Here is an 18,895-nt window from a genome sequence, read left to right as displayed (position 1 = left end):
TCTCGTTGAAGTCGTTCCACAAAAAGTGGGTTTCCGAAAGTTTGAAATGATTAAAAATGTTATGTATTTAAACGGTGAGCGGATTATCTTCAAGGGCGTTAACCGCCGCGAATTTAACTGCAGAACAGGAAAGGCCATTACAAAGCAAGATATGCTGTGGGATATTAAGACTTTAAAATAAAATAATATCAATGCTGTGCGCACGTCTCATTATCCAAATCAGAGTGAATGGTGTGATCTTTGTGATGAATATGTAATATGAGTCATTGATGAAATGAACCTTGAAACGCACGGGTCATGGCGAAAAATGGGGAAGTAGAGCCCTCGTGGAATATTCCCGGAAATCAGCTGGTGTGGTAGGATATCGTCTGGACCGCGCGACTTCCATGTTTGAACGGGATAAAAATCATCCGTCTATTTTAAACTGTTCGTGCGGCAATGAATCTTATGTCGGTGAAGTGATTTTATCGGTGTCTAAGTACTTTAAGTCTGTTGATCCGGGGCGCCTTGTCATTACGAAGGGGTTTTCCATAACCGCGACTACAATGATACAAGTGACATGGAAAGCCGGATGTTGCAAAGCCGACGGACGTTGAAGCCTATCTGTCGGACAAGCCGGATAAACTGGATAAGCCGTACATTAGCTGCGAATACATACATGCAATGGGTAACTCGCTCGACGGCATGCACAAATACACAGAGCTTGAGGATAAATATTCAATGTACCAAGGTGAATTAATACGGGACTTCATAGACCAGTCACTGGTAAAATAGACCGCTACGGCAAGGGGTTTCTGGCATACGGAGGCGATTTTGGGGACCGGTCGACGGATTACAATTTCTGCGGAAACGGTATTGTAACGGCGGACCGGAAGCTGTCATCGAAAATGCAGGAAGTGAAGTTCCTATATCAGAACATCAATATTGCCGAAAAAAAAATGAAGTGAAGATACAAAATTAGTAGCTTTTTTCGGATATGTCTGGCCTTGAACTGCATTATGTTTTGTACCATGAAGGCACAAAAGTGTTTATAAACAAAACTGACATTTATGTTAAGCGCAAAGCACTCGTTTTGTCCCATTTTAATGGGCAGAAGGGTCAATGAACCAGCCTGGGGAATACTGCATTCATGTGCAGCTTTTATTGAAGAAAGCTGGGCAGATAAAGGCTATTCACAGGCATTTCATTCAGGCGGGTGGCTTGTCGCAAGCATAGCTAGAAAGTGTTCGCATATAGAGCTAAAAGAACAAGGAGAGCTTGTCAGTATAGTATTCACATACAAGCTCCCGATCAGTGTGAGTGTGGAAGTAAGCGTGTGTTATAAAGTTGATCCAGATGGAAACATTCATGTGATAACAGCGTACCGAGGTGCAACGGCCTTCCGAATATGCCGATTTTTGCACTTTCGTTTAAAAGTCTCAGCTGACCATGATCAGTTCAGCATGCATGTATGCGATAGGACCAGTTGAAAATTACTGTAACCGGTCAAAAGGTGCGCGGCTAAGATGGATTCATGGAACTGTTTCAGCACATAAAGAATATGTGCCGCAGCAATCGGTAAACCTTTTAACACTCCTATAGTTTCTTGATTTTAAAACTATGAAACAGATATGTATATAGAAAACCCTTTTTAGAGGGTCTCCAGAAAGCCAGGCAGGTATGTTTGAAAGGTGTCTTCACGCAGCCTGACAAATTTTGTCCGTGAATCTTTTCGCGTTGCAGTCAATCCCGCTTCACGCAGCGTTTTGAAATGATAAGATGCTGTGGTTTTGACGATATTGCATTTTTCACCTACTTCACCGCAGCTGAGTTCTTTTCCGCTGTAATAAAGCGTACGAATAATTGCAAGCCTGGATTCGTCAGACAATGCTTTGAATATGTGAGCTCTGATATGGTCTTCTGATTGTTTCATAGTCATGAAACTATAATACATTACATAGAGATGAAAAAGCAACTTATTTTTCCAGTAAAGGATCTTGAAGTCATAAGAGGAAGAAGGATTTTTGGTTCAATAAAAGCGTTTACAATTTAAAAACGGCTTAATTTTACCTGTAAAATACAATAATAAAGGAGGATTACCGAGTATTTAGAAGCATAAATAAGGTCTTGGGGTCACAGGGATGTTTATCATGAAATGGTACAGAATAAAAGAGAATATGCGGTTTGTGTGTGTTGTTACATAAATGGTACGGTAATAAAGATTGCTTAATATGGAGGGAAAATATGAGTGTAGATGAGAAACCGATTAAGATAAAAGTCGAGAAAGTCTCTAAAATTTTTGGGAAACAAACCAAGAAAGCAGTTCAAATGCTTGCCGACGGAAAAAATAAAAAAGAGATCCTGAAAGCAACCGGATCAACCGTTGGGGTTAACCAAGCAGATTTTGATGTATATGATGGTGAGATATTTGTCATCATGGGTCTATCAGGGAGCGGTAAATCAACTTTAGTACGGCTGTTAAACCGGCTTATTGAACCGACTGCCGGAAAAATTTACATTGATGGTGACATGATAACAAATATGTCTAAAGACCAGCTCCGGGAAGTCCGCCGGAAAAAAATCAGTATGGTCTTCCAAAAGTTCGCTCTGTTCCCGCACAGAACGATACTTGAAAACACAGAATACGGACTGGAGCTTCAAGGTGTAGACAAACAGGAGCGCCAGCAAAAAGCGCTTGAGTCGCTTAAACTTGTCGGACTTGAAGGATTTGAACACCAATACCCTGACCAGCTTTCGGGCGGGATGCAGCAGCGTGTCGGCCTTGCCCGCGCTTTGACGAATAATCCGGACATCCTTCTGATGGACGAAGCGTTTAGTGCGCTTGATCCATTAATCCGTAAAGACATGCAGGATGAGCTTTTGGATCTGCATGATAATGTCGGAAAAACGATTATTTTTATTACGCACGACCTGGATGAAGCGCTTCGCATCGGCGACAGAATCGCGCTGATGAAGGACGGAAACATCGTTCAAATCGGCACGCCGGAAGAAATCCTCATGAATCCGTCCAACGAATATGTTGAGAAATTCGTTGAGGACGTTGATTTGTCTAAAGTATTAACTGCCGGCCACATTATGAAACGCGCTGAAACGGTGCGGATTGATAAAGGGCCTCGCGTTGCGTTAACACTGATGAAAAACCTAGGGATTTCATCTATTTATGCAGTCGATAAACAGAAACAATTGTTAGGTGTCATTTACGCAGCAGATGCGAAAAAAGCAGCCGAGTCTGATTTATCCCTTCAGGATATCTTGAATACGGAATTTACGACTGTACCAGAGAATACGTATCTGACTGAGATTTTTGACGTTGTGTCTGACGCGAATATTCCAATTGCGGTTGTAGATGAAAAGCAAAGAATGAAAGGGATTGTCGTAAGAGGCGCGCTGATTGGCGCACTTGCGGGCAATAACGATTATATCAATGTTGAAGGCACTGCTGAGCAAACACAAGATCCTTCTGTACGGGAGGTGAAGTAAATTGGATAGACTGCCTAGAATACCTTTAGCAGACATCATTGACCGTTTTGTTGACTGGATTACGATAACGTTTGGCGGATTCCTCGATGGAATCGCAAATGGCTTGGCCATTTTTGTAAACGGGATTGTAAGCGGGCTTGGATTTATACCTTCTATTTTGTTAACGATTATTTTCGCAGCTCTTGCATGGTGGATCAGTACGAGAGGAATTGCGCTGTTTACTTTAATTGGCTTTCTCGTTATTGACTATTTAGGATATTGGGACCCAATGCTGCAAACGTTAGCGCTGGTTGTCACGTCCGTCATTATTTCGATTGTAGTCGGTGTGCCGATCGGAATTTGGGCATCTCAGAAAGAAACGGTTCGCCGTATCGTAACGCCTATCCTTGATTTAATGCAGACAATGCCTGCTTTCGTATATCTTTTGCCGGCAATTTTCTTCTTTAATATCGGTGTTGTGCCGGGTGTTGTTGCGTCTGTTATCTTCGCAATGCCGCCGACAATCCGTATGACGGTTCTCGGTATTAAACAAGTGCCTGCGGATCTGATTGAAGCAACTGAAGCGTTTGGTTCTACAACAGCTCAGCGTTTGTTTAAGGTTCAGCTTCCGCTTGCAACAAAAACCATTCTTGCCGGGATCAACCAAAGTATCATGCTTGCATTATCAATGGTTGTTATCGCAGCAATGGTCGGTGCGCCTGGACTAGGTTCAGAAGTATACAGCGCCGTTACACAGCTGAAAACAGGGGTCGGTGTAGAAGCAGGTATCGCTATCGTTATCGTTGCGATTACGCTCGACCGTATTACACAAAATATTAAAGTGAAGAAGAAAAGCAGGGGGAATGCCTGATGTTTAAAAAAATCATCGGTATCGGTGTTTCCGCCATGCTGGCACTCTCACTTGCGGCTTGCGGACAAGAAAACGACGAAAATGCGTCCGCGGCTGAACAGGTGAATAAGACGATCATCGGGATTGACCCCGGTTCAGGTATTATGAGCCTGACTGATCAAGCGTTGAAGGATTATAACCTGGACGACTGGACACTGATTTCATCGTCAAGCGCTGCTATGACTGCTACGCTCAAAAAGTCATACGACCGTAAGAAACCAATTATTATCACAGGATGGACACCGCATTGGATGTTCTCCAGATATAAATTAAAATATCTCGATGATCCGAAAAAAACTTACGGCAGTGCTGAGGAGATTCATACGATCACCAGAAAAGGCTTCAGCAAAGAACAGCCGAATGCCGTTAAGCTTCTGAGCCAGTTTAAATGGACGCAAGACGACATGGGTGAAGTGATGATCAAGGTGGAAGAAGGCGAGAAACCTTCCAAAGCCGCTGCTGAGTATGTGAAGAAGCACAAGGATCAAATCGCGGAGTGGACCAAAGGCGTGCAAAAGGTCAAGGGAGACAAAATCAACCTTGCCTATGTGGCGTGGGACAGTGAGATTGCAAGTACAAACGTTATGGGCAAAGTCTTAGAAGACTTGGGCTATGACGTGAAACTCACTCAGGTAGAAGCTGGTCCGATGTGGACGGCGATTGCGACGGGAAGCGCGGACGCATCCCTTTCCGCATGGCTGCCGAATACCCATAAACCATACGCTGTCAAATATAAAGGCAAATATGATGATGTAGGCGTCAGTATAACTGGCGTGAAGATGGGTCTTGTTGTGCCTCAATATATGAAAAACGTCAACTCAATTGAAGATCTAAAGAAATAATGAAGAAAGCAGCCTGTTCGCAGGCTGCTTTTTTGATTTAAGAAGCGTTGGCTGATGCGAGTGTATCGGCTTTTTGGAACGTTTTTAACACGGCGTTTGCTAAAATGTGAATCCCGGTAAACATCGCGTTTCTGTCAAAGGTCATATGCGGGTGATGGAGTCCTGGCTGAAGTCCGCAGCCGAGGCCAAGCATGGTCGTTTTAAGGTTCGGCACTTTCACAGAATAAAAATGAAAGTCTTCGCCGCCGGTTGTCACAAGCGGTTCATCGAGCTGATCAGCTCCGATAACGTCTGTGATTGCTTCAGCCATAATGCCTTCAGCTTCTTTATTTTGTGTTGCCGCTGGAAGGCTGTGTTCCTTGTGAAGTTCAATTTTCGCATCGAATGCCGCGGCAGCCGCTTCGCAGGCTCTTTCTGTTTCAGCGATCAGCGTCTCCATGGCTTCATTTGTTTGCGCCCGCAGGTCAAGGCTGAAGGTCGCTTTTCCGGGAATGATGTTGGAGCTGTCGCCGCCGGCTTGAAGCTTTGTCATTTTGACAGTGTGCGGGATTTTCGGATCGATGTGAATCAGCCCCAGCTTATGGACGAGAAATGCCGCGATTTCGATGCTGTTTTTGCCAAGATGCGGCCGTGCGCCATGAGCTTCCTCTCCGATGATTGTGCCTTCGATGTGCTGGCTTGACCCATGCAGAATGGATGGGGCGCAGCGTCCGTTTTGGGTTTCCTGAATTGGACGGACATGGACGCCATACAAATAGTCGACGTCATCAAGCACGCCTTCCTCTATCATTTTCAGAGCGCCTCCGCCTTTTTCTTCTGCGGGCTGAAAGATAAAACGTATCGTTCCGCTCGGAAGCTGCGGCTGTTTTTTCAGCAGCATTAACGTACCTAAAGCCATTGTCATATGCGAATCATGCCCGCAGGAATGATTGGCGCGAAATGTGCCGTTGACCTCCTGCCATAATGCATCAATGTCAGCGCGGACAGCTACAACAGGCGAACCCGAACCTATTTCGCCGACAACTCCGGTACAATCTGGAAACGTGCGCGTGCGGCACCCTGCATCTTCGAGTTTTTGTTTAAGAAATTCAGTTGTCTCATATTCTTTCCAGCTGACTTCAGGGTTGGCGTGAAGATGTTCAAAGATGTGCATTACGGTTTGTTTCATTTCTTCTGAGAGTTTTTGCATGGGAAGAAAAACCTCCTTCATTCCTTTTTTTTATATTGAAACAGGTAGATAGGCTGTTTATAATATAGCACATATTTATATTTTTCAGAATAATAGATATTTTCTAAAAGAGGGGATGAATCGAAATATGAGTATGCCAGCAGCCGAAACACAGCCAAAGAAAAAACGCACCGCCTTTAACATGCCTGACGCCTATGTCCTCTTATTTATCATCGCTTTCATTTGCGCCGTTGCTTCGTATATTGTGCCGGCGGGAGAATTTGACCGTGTGACGAAGGGGGAGGTTACCACTGCGGTGCCGGGAAGCTACCATTCAATTGAACAGTCTCCGGTCAGCCTGATCAGCTTTTTCACTTCTCTTCAGGATGGAATGGTCGGATCAGCGCCTATTATTTTTCTGATTTTATTCACAGGCGGCACGATCGCTATTTTAGAAAAAACAGGTGCCATCAACGGACTGATTTACAATGTCATCAGCAAGTTCCGCACAAAGCAATTATTATTTATTTGTATTGTCGGTGCGTTGTTTTCTATTCTTGGAACGACTGGAATTGTCGTGAATTCAGTGATCGGATTCATCCCCATCGGCCTTATTGTCGCACGCTCCTTAAAATGGGATGCGGTCGCGGGTGCGGCTGTTATTTATATTGGCTGCTATGCCGGGTTTAACTCTACCATTTTATCACCGTCTCCGCTTGGCTTATCGCAATCGATTGCGGAGCTGCCTCTGTTTTCGGGGATCGGCCTTCGTGTAGTCATATACTTATGCTTTTTGGTGTCTTCTATTATTTATATCTATTGGTATACAAGAAAATTAAAGAAATCAAAGGATGCCAGTGTGTTAGGCACAAACTGGTTCCCGGCGGCAGGATTGAGCGATGCGAATCAAGAAGAAGATAAGTCTGTGCCGTTTACCGTTCGCCATAAGCTGATTTTGGGAGTGGCGGGTTTGTCGCTGATCGGATTTTTGTACGGCGCATTGAAGCTCGGCTGGTCAGATTCCCAAATGGCTGCGACGTTTATTTTTATTTCTGTCCTTGCCGGATTCATTGGAGGACTTGCGGCAAACGATATTGCCAAAACTTTTATTACCGGCTGTCAGAGCCTTGTATACGGTGCGCTGATTGTCGGGGTGGCGCGGAGCATTTCTGTCATTCTTGAAAATGGGAAGCTGCTGGATACAGTCGTCAATGCTTTGGCTTCGGTTTTGGACGGGTTCAGTCCGATGGCCGGCGCAATCGGCATGTATATCGCCAGCGCTCTGCTTCATTTTCTCATCTCTTCAGGATCGGGCGAAGCGGTTGTGTTCATTCCGATTCTGGCGCCGCTCGCTGATTTGATGGGCATCACGAGACAGGTCGCGGTGGAAGCGGTTATGCTTGGAGAAGGGGTCGTCAACTGTGTGAACCCGACGTCCGGCGTTTTGATGGCAGTGCTTGCCGCCAGCGGAATTCCGTACGTCAAGTGGCTTCGGTTTATGCTGCCGCTCGCTCTGATTTGGTTCTTAATCGGGCTTGTGTTTATTTGTATCGGTGTCCTGATCAATTGGGGGCCGTTTTAAACATTGCTGCCCGCCGGCTTGTACGGCGGGCTTTTCATTTATTCGTTGCAGAAGCGCAGGCTGTTATTGTAACATGTAAGCCATAAGCCATTCGTAAAAGTGCGGGAGGAAGGTCATGAATAATCTGCATAACAGACTTTCAGGCGTGAATGGGAAAAATAAGAGAGTAAAAGAAAAAGAACAAAAGATCTGGTCGGATATCGGCAAGTTAGCCGGGGCGTTTGCGCTCCTGGATGTGATCATCCGCGGCATTATGTTTGAATTTCCGTTTAAAGAATGGGTCTCGAGCCTTGTGTTTTTGTTCATTATCATCTTATATTACTGCATCAGGGCATCAGCTTCTGGAATGCTGATGCCGAGAATAGACACCGAGGAAGAACTGCATAAACGGGTGAAGCAGCAGTTCATAGAATCAATAGCTGTCGCCTTTGCGGTAGTGGTGCTTACGATGTATGACAGGGGAGTTCCCCATACATTCTTCGCTTGGCTGAAAATGTTTCTCCTATTTATCGTCTGCGGCGGCGTTCTGTTTCTGCTTCGATTCGGAATCGTGAAGCTGTCTTACAGAAGAACGGTAAAAAAGGAGTTTAAGAAGAAATCATCATAGAGATGGTTTCTTTTTTTGTTCATAAATCAGACAATATCTCCACTTGCTGTTTAAGAATGTAAAATGGCTCGAGATGTCTGTTTGGGAAATGACTCTATCAAGTTGTTTTGATAGAGAGAGTATGATAGTTTAAAATGCAAGCGTTAACAAAATTCTCCAGTCTTCACATTCGTCTGAAAGGAGGAAGTGGAAGGATTGAGTAAGAGGGATTTCTGACTCCGCAGTAAGTCTTCAGAAATGAAAAATGAAATAAGGAGTGTCCAGAATGTCTAAAAAACGATTAAATACCTCTTTACTGCCGTTATTCGCTGGATTATTATTGCTGTTTCATTTGATTCTGGCAGGGCCGGTGGCTGTAAATGCAGAGACCGCGAACCAATCAAATGAATATACAGCGCCATCAATAAAGAGCGGGACCATTCTTCATGCTTGGAATTGGTCGTTCAACACCTTGAAAAATAATATGAAGGATATCCATGATGCAGGATATACTGCCATTCAGACGTCTCCTATTAATCAAGTAAAGGAAGGAAATAATGGAGATAAAAGCATGGGGAACTGGTATTGGCTTTACCAGCCGACCTCTTACCAGATTGGCAACAGGTACTTGGGTTCCGAGGAAGAGTTTAAAGAAATGTGTGCGACGGCTGAAGAATATGGCGTGAAGGTTATTGTCGATGCCGTCATCAATCACACAACCAGTGACTATGCTGCGATTTCAAATGAAATTAAAAGTATTTCAAATTGGACGCATGGAAACACACAAATTAAAAATTGGTCCGATCGAAGGGATGTCACGCAGAATTCATTGCTGGGGCTTTATGATTGGAATACGCAGAATACACAAGTACAGTCATATCTGAAACATTTTCTGGAAAGAGCATTGGATGACGGTGCTGACGGATTTAGGTATGATGCGGCCAAGCATATAGAGCTTCCGGATGACGGTGATTTTGGCAGTCATTTTTGGCCGAATATCACAGATACTTCTGCAGAATTCCAATATGGAGAAATATTACAAGACAGTGCCTCCAGAGATGCTGCATATGCGAATTATATGAATGTCACAGCATCAAACTATGGGCATTCCATAAGGTCTGCTTTAAAGAATCGCAATTTTAGCACATCGAACATCTCCAATTATGCATCTCATGTATCTGCGGATGATTTGGTCACATGGGTGGAATCGCATGATACGTATGCCAATGATGATGAAGAATCTACATGGATGAGCGATGATGATATTCGTTTAGGCTGGGCGATTATTGCTTCTCGTTCAGGAAGTACACCCTTGTTTTTCTCCAGACCTGAGGGCGGCGGAAATGGTGTAAGATTCCCTGGGAAAAGTCAATTAGGTGATCGCGGGAGTGCTTTATTTAAAGATCAAGCCATCGCTGCAGTCAATACATTTCATAATGGCATGGCCGGACAGCCTGAGAAACTCTCTAACCCGGATGGAAACAATCAGATATTCATGAATCAGCGCGGCCCTGAAGGTGCTGTTTTGGCAAATGCATCTTCATCACCAGTTTCCATTCATACTTCAACGGATTTACCTGATGGCAGCTACGATAATAAAGCCGGGGATGGTTCTTTTAAAGTAACAGATGGCACACTGACAGGTACAATCAGCGGCAGAGGTGTGGTTGTGCTTTATGCGGAAGATACCGCAAATGTACCTAATGTCTTCCTCGAGAATTATCAAACAGGTGTAACCCATTCTTTCTATGATGATCAGCTAACGGTAACTCTGCGTGCCGACGCTCATACCGCAAAAGCTGTCTATCAAATAAATCATGGTGAGAAGACACAGTTTCAGGATGGAGATCAATTAACGATCGGAAAAGGGGAACCGTTTAATACAACATACAAGATCACTTTAAAAGGAACGAACAGTAATGGAGCATCTGGGACAAAAGAATACACTTTTGTAAAAACAGACCCATCTTCTGAGAAAAGAATAGGCTATCTAAACCAAAATAATTGGGGTCAAGTTAATGCATATGTATACAAGGAGAATGGGGGGCAGGCAATAGAATTGACCGGATCTTGGCCGGGAAAAGCAATGAGTAAGAATGCAGACGGCATTTACACTCTGACGTTATCGGCGGATACTGATACAAAAAACGCCAAAGTGATTTTTAACAACGGCAGCGCCCAAGTACCTGGCCAGAATCAACCTGGTTTTGATTACGTGCAAAATGGTTTATATAATGACTCTGGCTTAAATGGTTCTTTGCCCCATTTAGTCCGGACATTTCGTTAACAACAATACCCTAAAGTGAACAATCGCTTACTTTATCTGTTTGGAGATCACCATGTATAGACTCCGGCAATGTCAGATCGATGCGTCACAATCATGATAAATAATGAGCATTCACATTGCCCGATACAATGCTTTTTGAGGAATGCAGCGAAAGAAACTAACAAACATTCCTTCTTTGTCTTGCGATTCTCATGCTGAAAATCACCCAAGAAAACGGTAAGAAACTATCATAGATAGTTTCTTTTTTTGTTCATAAATCAGACAAATCTTTTCTCTTGCAAAAGTTTGTGAAATGTTGCACAATATAAATGTGAAATACTTCACAAACAAACACCAAAGATAAACAAACACTGGAGGATGAGGATAAATGATGAACGAACGTGTAAATAAAGTAGCTTTAATCGGAGCGGGTTTTGTTGGAAGCAGTTATGCATTTGCGTTAATTAACCAAGGGATCACAGATGAACTTGTGGTCATTGATTTAAATAAAGAAAAAGCAATGGGCGATGTAATGGATTTAAATCACGGAAAGGCGTTTGCGCCGCATCCGGTCAAAACATCTTTCGGAACATATGAAGACTGCAAGGATGCTGATATTGTCTGCATCTGCGCCGGCGCAAACCAAAAGCCTGGTGAGACACGCCTTGAATTAGTAGAAAAGAACTTAAAGATCTTCAAAGGAATCGTCAGCGAAGTCATGGCGAGCGGATTTGACGGCATTTTCTTAATCGCGACAAATCCGGTTGATATTCTGACTTATGCAACATGGAAATTCAGCGGCCTGCCAAAAGAGCGAGTGATCGGAAGCGGCACAACACTTGATTCTGCGAGATTCCGTTACATGCTGAGCGAATACTTCGGTGCAGCAGCACACAATGTGCACGCTCATATTATCGGCGAACACGGCGATACTGAGCTTCCTGTCTGGAGCCACGCGAATATCGGCGGAGTGCCGGTCAGTGAACTGGTTGAGAAAAACGAAGCATACAAACAAGAAGAGCTTGAACAGATCGTGGATGACGTGAAAAACGCCGCTTATCATATCATTGAGAAAAAAGGCGCGACATATTACGGGGTAGCCATGAGCCTTGCGCGAATCACAAAAGCGATTCTTCATAATGAAAACAGCATTTTAACAGTCAGCACATATTTGGACGGACAATACGGAGCAGATGACGTGTACATCGGAGTGCCGGCTGTCGTCAATCGCGGCGGAATCGCTGGCATCACTGAGCTGAACTTAAATGAGAAAGAAAAAGAGCAGTTCAACCACAGCGCCAACGTGCTCAAAAACATTTTGAAACCGCATTTTGCAGAACAAAACGTCAACTAGAACGCAACTATAGAGTAAAGGGCTGATTGTCAATGTGGGAGCAGTTGTATGATCCGTTTGGAAACGAGTATGTGAGCGCACTGGTTGCGCTCACACCGATTCTCTTTTTTCTCTTAGCTTTAACCGTTTTTAAGATGAAAGGCATTCTTGCGGCATTTCTGACCCTAGCCGCCAGCTTTTTGGTTGCCGTATTGGCATTTCATATGCCGGTTGAAAAAGCCGTTTCTTCTGTTTTATTAGGCATCGGAAGCGGTTTGTGGCCGATCGGCTACATTGTCCTGATGGCAGTGTGGCTCTATAAAATCGCTGTGAAAACCGGGAAGTTTACCATTATTCGTTCCAGCATTGCCGGCATTTCGCCTGACCAAAGATTACAGCTATTATTAATCGGTTTTTGTTTTAACGCATTTTTGGAAGGCACGGCCGGCTTTGGTGTTCCGATTGCAATTAGTGCGGCGCTGCTCGTCGAACTTGGCTTTAAACCGTTAAAGGCGGCGGCGCTCTGTTTGATAGCGAATGCTGCCTCTGGAGCCTTTGGCGCGATCGGGATACCGGTGATTACAGGCGCGCAAATTGGAGACTTGTCTTCTCTTGAGCTGTCTCGGGCATTGATCTGGACACTGCCGATGATTACTTTTCTGATTCCGTTTTTACTCGTGTTCTTATTAGACCGGATGAAGGGAATCAAACAAACGTGGCCTGCCTTGTTGGTTGTCAGTGGTATATATACAGCGGTTCAGACGCTGACAATGGCTGTGCTCGGACCGGAATTAGCTAACATTTTGGCGGCGCTGTTCAGTATGGGCGGGCTTGCGCTTTTCCTGCGCAAGTGGCAGCCAAAACAGATTTACCGTGAGCAGGGAGCCGAAGAAACCGGTGAGAAAAAGAGATACAGCGCCGCAGACATTGCCAAAGCGTGGTCTCCTTTCTACATTTTAACTGCGGCAATCACCATCTGGAGCCTTCCTGCATTCAAAGCGCTTTTCCAAGAAGGCGGGCTCTTCTATCAGACAACGCTTTTGCTCAAGATGCCTTTTCTGCATCAGCAAATTATGAAAATGCCGCCAATTGCCCCATCTGCCATGCCGCTTGATGCGATTTTTAAAGTCGATTTGTTATCGGCGACAGGTACAGCGATTTTAGCCGCAGTCATCGTTACAGGACTGTTCAGCAAAAATTTCTCTTATCGGGATGGCTTCAGTTGCTTGAAGGAGACAGGGAAAGAACTGTGGATGCCGATTGTCACGATCTGCTTTGTGATGGCGTTTGCCAATCTGGCCAACTTCGCGGGGCTCAGCTCTTCCATCGGGCTGGCACTGGCGAAAACAGGTGATTTGTTCCCGTTTGTCAGTCCTGTGCTCGGCTGGATCGGCGTGTTCATTACTGGCTCGGTTGTCAGCAATAACGCTCTGTTCGGGCATTTGCAGGTTGTCACCGGAGCACAGATCGGTGCCGGTTCTGATTTGCTGTTAGCCGCAAATACGGCGGGCGGGGTGATGGCGAAGCTCGTTTCTCCGCAATCTATCGCCATTGCCGCTGCCGCGGTCGGCCAGACAGGGAAGGAATCAAAGCTGTTTAAACGGACAGTGATGTACAGTCTGATTCTGCTATTGATCATCTGCATATGGACGTTTATTCTTGCAAGATTAGGTGTTTAATAGAAAAAAGCAGTACACCCGAGGTGTACTGCTTTTTGTATTAATTTGCTTTCTTCGTCATTTCCTCAGTTGTTTTGACTCTTGTTTTTCCCATAAACAAAACGGTGATCGCCGCGAGAACAATTGGAATCAAAGCAAGTAAAAAGACATATGTGATGCTTGATGACATGGCGTCGATGATCCGGTTCAGAATCGCATCAGGGATCTGTGATCGTGTGCCGGCTTGGAAAATCGCCTGTGGATCACCGATATTCTGCGGAGCGCCTGAGCCGGCGGAGCCTTTTATCCCGCTGAAGGCATCGCTGAGCTGGTTTGTGAATACGTTCGTCTGAACCGTGCCGAAAATCGTGACGCCGAGCGTCATGCCGAATGATCGTAAAAATGAATTCGTGGAGTTGGCCGTTCCCCGAAAACGAGGTTCAAGATCATTCATGGATGCTGCCGGGAGCAGCGAGAAGTTAAAGCCTACGCCGAAGCCTGAAATCATCATAAAGACAGTCAGCCATACGCGCGCTGTGTCCGGCGTCATATTGGAAAGCAGCAGCATGCCGATAAAGAAAGATATGACGGAAATCAGCATCAGATTGCGGAAGCTTGCCTTCGTTTGGAAGATTCCGCCGATCATACTTCCGATCACTGATCCGATCATCATCGGTGTCAGAATGAAGCCTGCGCTTGTCGCTGAGCTGCCGTATACCGCCTGTACGAAAATCGGAATAAACACTGCTAAAATAATGAATGTTCCGCCATAAAGAAAAGCGAGAATCTGCGCTGTGGCAAACAAGCGGTTCTTAAACATCCAGAAGGAGATAATCGGTTCTTCCGCTTTTCGCTCCACAATAAAAAAGGCAATAAAGAAAACAGCGAAAATGATAAACAGGCCAATGATTTGAATCGAATTCCAGTCGTATGTTTTGCCGCCGAGCTCAAGCGCAAACATCAGGCACACAATGGATACGACTAAAGTAATCGCGCCGCCCCAATCAATTTTCTGTTTTTTATGCTCCAGCGATTCTTTGTAATAGCGAATGATGAAAAACAATGACAGTGCACCGATAGGGACGTTGATGTAAAACACCCAGTGCCAGCTGATAGAGTCTGTGATAATAGCGCCTAACAGCGGGCCGAGAACACTTGATAATCCAAATACAGCGCCGAACATGCCCGACATTTTTCCGCGTTTTTCCGGCGGAAACAAATCAAAGATAATCGTGAAGGCAATCGGCAGGAGCGCTCCGCCCCCAATCCCCTGAATGGCCCGGTAGATGATCAGCTGGTTCATTGTTTGTGCGATTCCGCATAATGCCGACCCGATTAAGAAAAAGATAAGTCCAAACAGGAAAAAACGTTTTCGGCCGTACATGTCGGAAAGCTTGCCGTAAATCGGCATTCCAGCCATCACCGCTACCATGTAGGATGCAGTTACCCATGCAAATTTATCAAAGCTTCCAAGATCAGCCACGATGCTGCCCATCGCTGTGGCAACAATCGTATTGTCCATCGCGGACATTAAGATGCCCAGCAAAAGACCGAGAACCACAAATTTGGTGGAAGCCTGTTTTGCTGATGTTGTGTCCATTTGTTCTACCTCCTCTTACTTTTCTATGTAAGTTCTGATATCATGATAATAGTTTGATCGTTAAATATCTCGATTATCAAGATAAATTCGATTCTATAGGGAGGACTGTCAGTTGTCAACAAGAAATTCCAGAAGTGAGTTGGAAAAGACCGCCGTTCAGCTATTTCGGAAATTGGGCACTAGAACCATTCTGTTTCATCAGGCGGCAGCTCAAGCTCTCGGTCTGTTTCCCACCGATTTGAAATCAGCTGACATCTTAAATGAAGCAGGACCAATGACGGCCGGCGAACTGGGGAAAAAGACGGGACTCAGCACCGGTTCCGTTACGGCACTTGTTGACCGCCTCGAAAAAGCGGGGTATGTGGCCCGCGAAAAGGACCCGAACGACCGCAGAAGAGTGATTATCGTGCCTCTTACCGCTTCTAAACAGCACGTGAAAGACTTGTTCCGTTCACTGTCAGAATCCACGATGGATCTGTGCCGCGAGTATACGGAGGAGGAATTGGAACTGATTTTCGGTTTTATCGGCAAAGCCTCCGATATTATGGAGGAAGAGCTTGACCGCTTGAAACAATAGGTGATTTTTGTGCATAGCTTGGCCCGTTCCCGAATAAATTGTACAAGTTGAGTAAGAGAGGGGAGTACGGGCCGGTGAACATTTTTTTGAGTTATATTGTGCTGGGGCTGTCCTTGTCTGCGCCTGTGGGACCTGTCAATGCGGCGCAAATTGATAAAGGCATTAAAAACGGGTTTTGGCATGCGTGGATTTTTGGTTTAGGCGCCATGACAGCTGACGGACTGTACATGCTTTTCATCTATTTCGGTCTGTCACAGTTTTTGACCGCTCCGTTTGTGAAAACGTTTTTGTGGCTCTTTGGCTTTTTTGTACTGACTTATACGGGAATTGAAACACTGAAAAATGTCAGAGAACCGATGGATGTGCGAAGCACACGGGGAAAAGCTTCATACAGGAAAACGTTCGCTTCGGGTTTTCTCATTTCACTGTCAAATCCATTGAGCATCCTTTTTTGGCTTGGGATTTACGGGAGCATACTTGCGAAAACAGCAGAGGCCTACAATATGAATCAGCTTCTTATCTATAGCTCCGGCATCATGATCGGCATTTTAATCTGGGATTTTTGCATGGCTATCACAGCCAGCATGTTCAGAAATCTGCTTCATGAAAAGCTATTGAGGGGATTGACCGGAATCGCTGGTGTATCCCTCCTTGTATTTGGCTTTTACTTCGGTTATCAGGGCATCAAACAGTTACTGGGCTGATTCATGAAGGACAGTCACCTGCCGCCTCCAGTTTTAATATAGTATCCAGATGATACTGGAGGTGGATCAATGGTGAAAGGGATATACACCAAAAGTTTTCTGGAACGGAATCAAGCTGAGTTCCCGGAATGGCAAAGAATCGCTTTTGAGCTATTAGCAGAAACTTTGGCGGATGACGCGGATACGTTCCCGTGTATTCCCGGCCGTCAGGCATTTCTGACTGATCAGCTTCGCATTGCTTTTGCAGGAGATCCCAGAGAAAACGGTACGGTGGAGGAACTGGCGCCGCTGCTTGCGGAGTATGGGAATATCTCGCGAGACACCGGGAAGTATACGTCATTGGTTGTGTTATTTGATACACCGGAGGATTTGGCTGAGCATTATTCCATTGAAGCGTATGAAGAGCTGTTTTGGCGCTTTTTAAATAGACTGAGCGAACAAGATGAAAAAGAGTGGCCGGCAGATATTCCGGCCGATCCAGAGCATTATAAATGGGAGTTTTGTTTTGACGGTGAGCCGTATTTTATTCTGTGTGCAACGCCGGCTCATGATGCGAGGAGAAGCCGAAGCTTTCCTTATTTTATGATCACGTTCCAGCCAAGATGGGTGTTTGAAGATCTAAATGGTTCAACCGCATCTGGCCGAAACATGAGCAGGCTGATCCGATCCCGTTTACAGGTTTATGATCAAGCCCCGGTTCATCCGCATTTAGGCTGGTACGGAGGAAAGGATAACCGGGAATGGAAACAGTATTTTCTCCGGGATGATGAAAAACAGGTATCAAAATGCCCGTTTTCATATTTAAAGAACATGTTTAACAAAATGAAATAGTTCACGAGCTGGCAGGGCGGTCTTTGTGTCCCTGCTTTTTTTGATAGATCAAGGTGACGACGGCAATGACAGCTAGGAATCCCAAGCTGACAAAAAATCCGGGTCGGCTTGATTTTTCAAACAGCGTGCCGGACACAGCCGCCGCGATCAGAATTGTCGCCAAATAAATTTGCGTTTTCGCCATGGCTGCCGGATCGGTCAGCTTTTTGCTGGAGAACAGGATAAACAGCCAAGTGTATAAAAGCATAAGCCCGGCCGCTGTTGTCATGTGCTCATATATATTTTTAGGCAGCACTAAAGACAGTACGATAGACACGATAAGCCCCGCAAATGTTAATCCGAGCGCGGGCCAGCATATTTTTTTGCCTTCTTTTAGAGTAAAGCATTTCGGCGCGTCGCCGTCATCGGCCATCGTACAAAGCAATGTTGTCACAGCAAAGAGTGAAGCGACAAGGGTCGAGAAACCCGCGATAATAAAAATGCCGTTGAAAATATCAAGGATCACTTCGAGATGAAATCCTTTTAAAGACGTAATAAACGGGCTGTCCTGTTCTGTAAACTTGTGTAAAGGAACTAGTAGCAAAGCGAGCCCGATTGAAATGATATAAATAATCGCCAGCGTTGCCAGCATCAGCTTTCCTGATTTTGAGGCTTCCTCCGGCTTCTTTAAATGAACCGTCATGAGCCCCATGACTTCAATGCCGCCAAACGCGTAAAATGCATAAATCAGGCCTGTCCACAGTCCCATAGCTCCGAATGGGAAAAATTCTTTCGTCTCATTCGGAATCTGCACCTCCGGCTTTCCGCCTGACAATATGCCGCACAAAGCCAGAATGGCAATCACGATAAACATGAAGATAGCGGCTGTTTTGATAACTGCCAGCACGTTTTCTGTTTTTTCAAAAACAGAAAGTCCGGTAAAAATAATGAGAAGCCCCAGTACAGCATAGATGGAGGCAAATACCCACAGCGGCACTTGAGGAAACCAATGCTTCGTAAATAACGAAATGGCTGTCAGCTGGCTTCCGGTAATCAGCATTTCAGATGACCAGTACACCCAGCCGTTGCTGAAGCCGGCCCATCTGCCAAACGCTTTTCGCGCATACGCACAAAACGAGCCTTTTTCAGGCTGCTTTGCCGACAGCTTGGCAAGCTGTTCGAATACAAAATACGTGCCGATCGCTCCAATTAGAAATGAAAGCAGAACGGAAAATCCGCTTTTCACAATTGCGATGCTGGAACCGAGAAAAAATCCTGTTCCGATTGTGCATCCTATCCCGATTAATGAAAGCTGCCACCAAGCCAGATTTCCTTTTTCTTGGTCTTTTTTTGTTTGACTCATTTACATTCAACCCCTTTTATCTAAGGTTAGATTGCAA

18 protein-coding genes and 1 pseudogene are annotated in these 18,895 nt (G+C 45.1%); 15 read left to right on the top strand and 4 right to left on the bottom strand.

From position 1 onward, the window contains the following. Positions 1-46: 46 nt before the first annotated feature. From CJU60_RS22240 to CJU60_RS22225, 4 genes and pseudogenes are all read left to right on the top strand, one after another. Positions 47-262 (top strand): annotated as a pseudogene (locus CJU60_RS22240) (glycoside hydrolase family 2 TIM barrel-domain containing protein). 64 nt (positions 263-326) lie between these two features. Further along, entirely contained in the window at positions 327-596 is a 270-nt protein-coding gene (locus CJU60_RS22235; protein WP_483294933.1) for a glycoside hydrolase family 2 TIM barrel-domain containing protein, read from the top strand. A gap of 7 nt (positions 597-603) precedes the next feature. After that, positions 604-774 carry a glycoside hydrolase family 2 TIM barrel-domain containing protein gene (locus tag CJU60_RS22230; RefSeq protein ID WP_483294935.1) on the top strand — a complete coding sequence of 57 codons (171 nt, stop codon included), beginning with the start codon at positions 604-606 and terminating at the stop codon, positions 772-774. Further along, positions 735-947 carry a glycoside hydrolase family 2 TIM barrel-domain containing protein gene (locus tag CJU60_RS22225; protein WP_483294934.1) on the top strand — a complete coding sequence of 71 codons (213 nt, stop codon included), beginning with the start codon at positions 735-737 and terminating at the stop codon, positions 945-947. The genes CJU60_RS22230 and CJU60_RS22225 overlap by 40 nt, the downstream gene beginning before the upstream one ends. Positions 948-1,630: 683 nt before the next feature. Here the strand turns inward: CJU60_RS22225 and CJU60_RS17475 are convergent. Further along, positions 1,631-1,933, bottom strand: a complete 303-nt coding sequence (locus tag CJU60_RS17475; protein ID WP_095714507.1) for an ArsR/SmtB family transcription factor — start codon at positions 1,931-1,933, stop codon at positions 1,631-1,633. 290 nt (positions 1,934-2,223) lie between these two features. Between CJU60_RS17475 and opuAA the strand changes: the two genes are divergently transcribed. From opuAA to CJU60_RS17460, 3 genes are read left to right on the top strand one after another with little or no spacing between them, the layout of a single operon-like run. Beyond that, on the top strand, positions 2,224-3,480 hold the full coding sequence (opuAA, locus tag CJU60_RS17470) for a glycine/proline betaine ABC transporter ATP-binding protein OpuAA (protein WP_024120134.1): 1,257 nt from the start codon (positions 2,224-2,226) through the stop codon (positions 3,478-3,480). Position 3,481: 1 nt separating this feature from the next. Beyond that, complete coding sequence (gene opuAB / locus CJU60_RS17465) at positions 3,482-4,330, top strand: glycine/proline betaine ABC transporter permease subunit OpuAB (RefSeq protein ID WP_095714454.1); 849 nt, start codon at positions 3,482-3,484, stop codon at positions 4,328-4,330. Next, complete coding sequence (locus CJU60_RS17460) at positions 4,330-5,211, top strand: glycine betaine ABC transporter substrate-binding protein (protein WP_024120136.1); 882 nt, start codon at positions 4,330-4,332, stop codon at positions 5,209-5,211. The genes opuAB and CJU60_RS17460 overlap by 1 nt, the downstream gene beginning before the upstream one ends. A gap of 37 nt (positions 5,212-5,248) precedes the next feature. Here the strand turns inward: CJU60_RS17460 and CJU60_RS17455 are convergent, their stop codons facing one another. Then, the gene (locus CJU60_RS17455; RefSeq protein ID WP_095714453.1) at positions 5,249-6,400 is read right to left on the bottom strand and encodes a M20 peptidase aminoacylase family protein; all 1,152 of its coding nucleotides are present in this window, start codon (positions 6,398-6,400) and stop codon (positions 5,249-5,251) included. Positions 6,401-6,527: 127 nt separating this feature from the next. Between CJU60_RS17455 and CJU60_RS17450 the strand changes: the two genes are divergently transcribed. The 5 genes from CJU60_RS17450 (at position 6,528) to CJU60_RS17430 (ending at position 13,825) form a co-directional block, all read left to right on the top strand. Beyond that, positions 6,528-7,961 carry a YfcC family protein gene (locus CJU60_RS17450; protein ID WP_095714452.1) on the top strand — a complete coding sequence of 478 codons (1,434 nt, stop codon included), beginning with the start codon at positions 6,528-6,530 and terminating at the stop codon, positions 7,959-7,961. 115 nt (positions 7,962-8,076) lie between these two features. Further along, positions 8,077-8,568, top strand: coding sequence for a DUF6773 family protein (locus CJU60_RS17445; RefSeq protein ID WP_024120139.1), 492 nt, complete (start codon positions 8,077-8,079; stop codon positions 8,566-8,568). 265 nt (positions 8,569-8,833) lie between these two features. Further along, entirely contained in the window at positions 8,834-10,834 is a 2,001-nt protein-coding gene (gene amyE, locus CJU60_RS17440) for an alpha-amylase (protein ID WP_095714451.1), read from the top strand. 367 nt (positions 10,835-11,201) lie between these two features. After that, positions 11,202-12,167, top strand: coding sequence for an L-lactate dehydrogenase (locus tag CJU60_RS17435; RefSeq protein ID WP_095714450.1), 966 nt, complete (start codon positions 11,202-11,204; stop codon positions 12,165-12,167). Between the two features lie 32 nt (positions 12,168-12,199). Then, the gene (locus CJU60_RS17430) at positions 12,200-13,825 is read left to right on the top strand and encodes an L-lactate permease (protein WP_095714449.1); all 1,626 of its coding nucleotides are present in this window, start codon (positions 12,200-12,202) and stop codon (positions 13,823-13,825) included. A 40-nt stretch (positions 13,826-13,865) separates the two neighbouring features. Here CJU60_RS17430 and bmr3 read toward each other — a convergent pair whose 3' ends face one another. Further along, on the bottom strand, positions 13,866-15,404 hold the full coding sequence (bmr3, locus tag CJU60_RS17425) for a multidrug efflux MFS transporter Bmr3 (RefSeq protein ID WP_044161999.1): 1,539 nt from the start codon (positions 15,402-15,404) through the stop codon (positions 13,866-13,868). Positions 15,405-15,516: 112 nt separating this feature from the next. Between bmr3 and CJU60_RS17420 the strand changes: the two genes are divergently transcribed. From CJU60_RS17420 to CJU60_RS17410, 3 genes are all read left to right on the top strand, one after another. Continuing rightward, positions 15,517-15,981, top strand: coding sequence for a MarR family transcriptional regulator (locus tag CJU60_RS17420; RefSeq protein ID WP_059334449.1), 465 nt, complete (start codon positions 15,517-15,519; stop codon positions 15,979-15,981). A 74-nt stretch (positions 15,982-16,055) separates the two neighbouring features. Continuing rightward, positions 16,056-16,685 (top strand): LysE family translocator, encoded by a 630-nt coding sequence (locus CJU60_RS17415; protein WP_059334450.1) that lies wholly within the window; start codon positions 16,056-16,058, stop codon positions 16,683-16,685. Between the two features lie 69 nt (positions 16,686-16,754). Beyond that, the gene (locus CJU60_RS17410; RefSeq protein ID WP_095714448.1) at positions 16,755-17,516 is read left to right on the top strand and encodes a YqcI/YcgG family protein; all 762 of its coding nucleotides are present in this window, start codon (positions 16,755-16,757) and stop codon (positions 17,514-17,516) included. A gap of 1 nt (position 17,517) precedes the next feature. Here CJU60_RS17410 and CJU60_RS17405 read toward each other — a convergent pair whose 3' ends face one another. Continuing rightward, a complete protein-coding gene (locus CJU60_RS17405; protein WP_044161989.1) occupies positions 17,518-18,858 on the bottom strand; it encodes an amino acid permease in 1,341 nt (446 codons plus the stop codon). Positions 18,859-18,895 lie beyond the last annotated feature (37 nt).

The sequence above is a fragment of the Bacillus sp. 7705b genome, from assembly GCF_002289525.1.
Lineage (GTDB): Bacteria > Bacillota > Bacilli > Bacillales > Bacillaceae > Bacillus > Bacillus halotolerans.
This window is presented reverse-complemented; position numbering and strand designations above follow the sequence as displayed.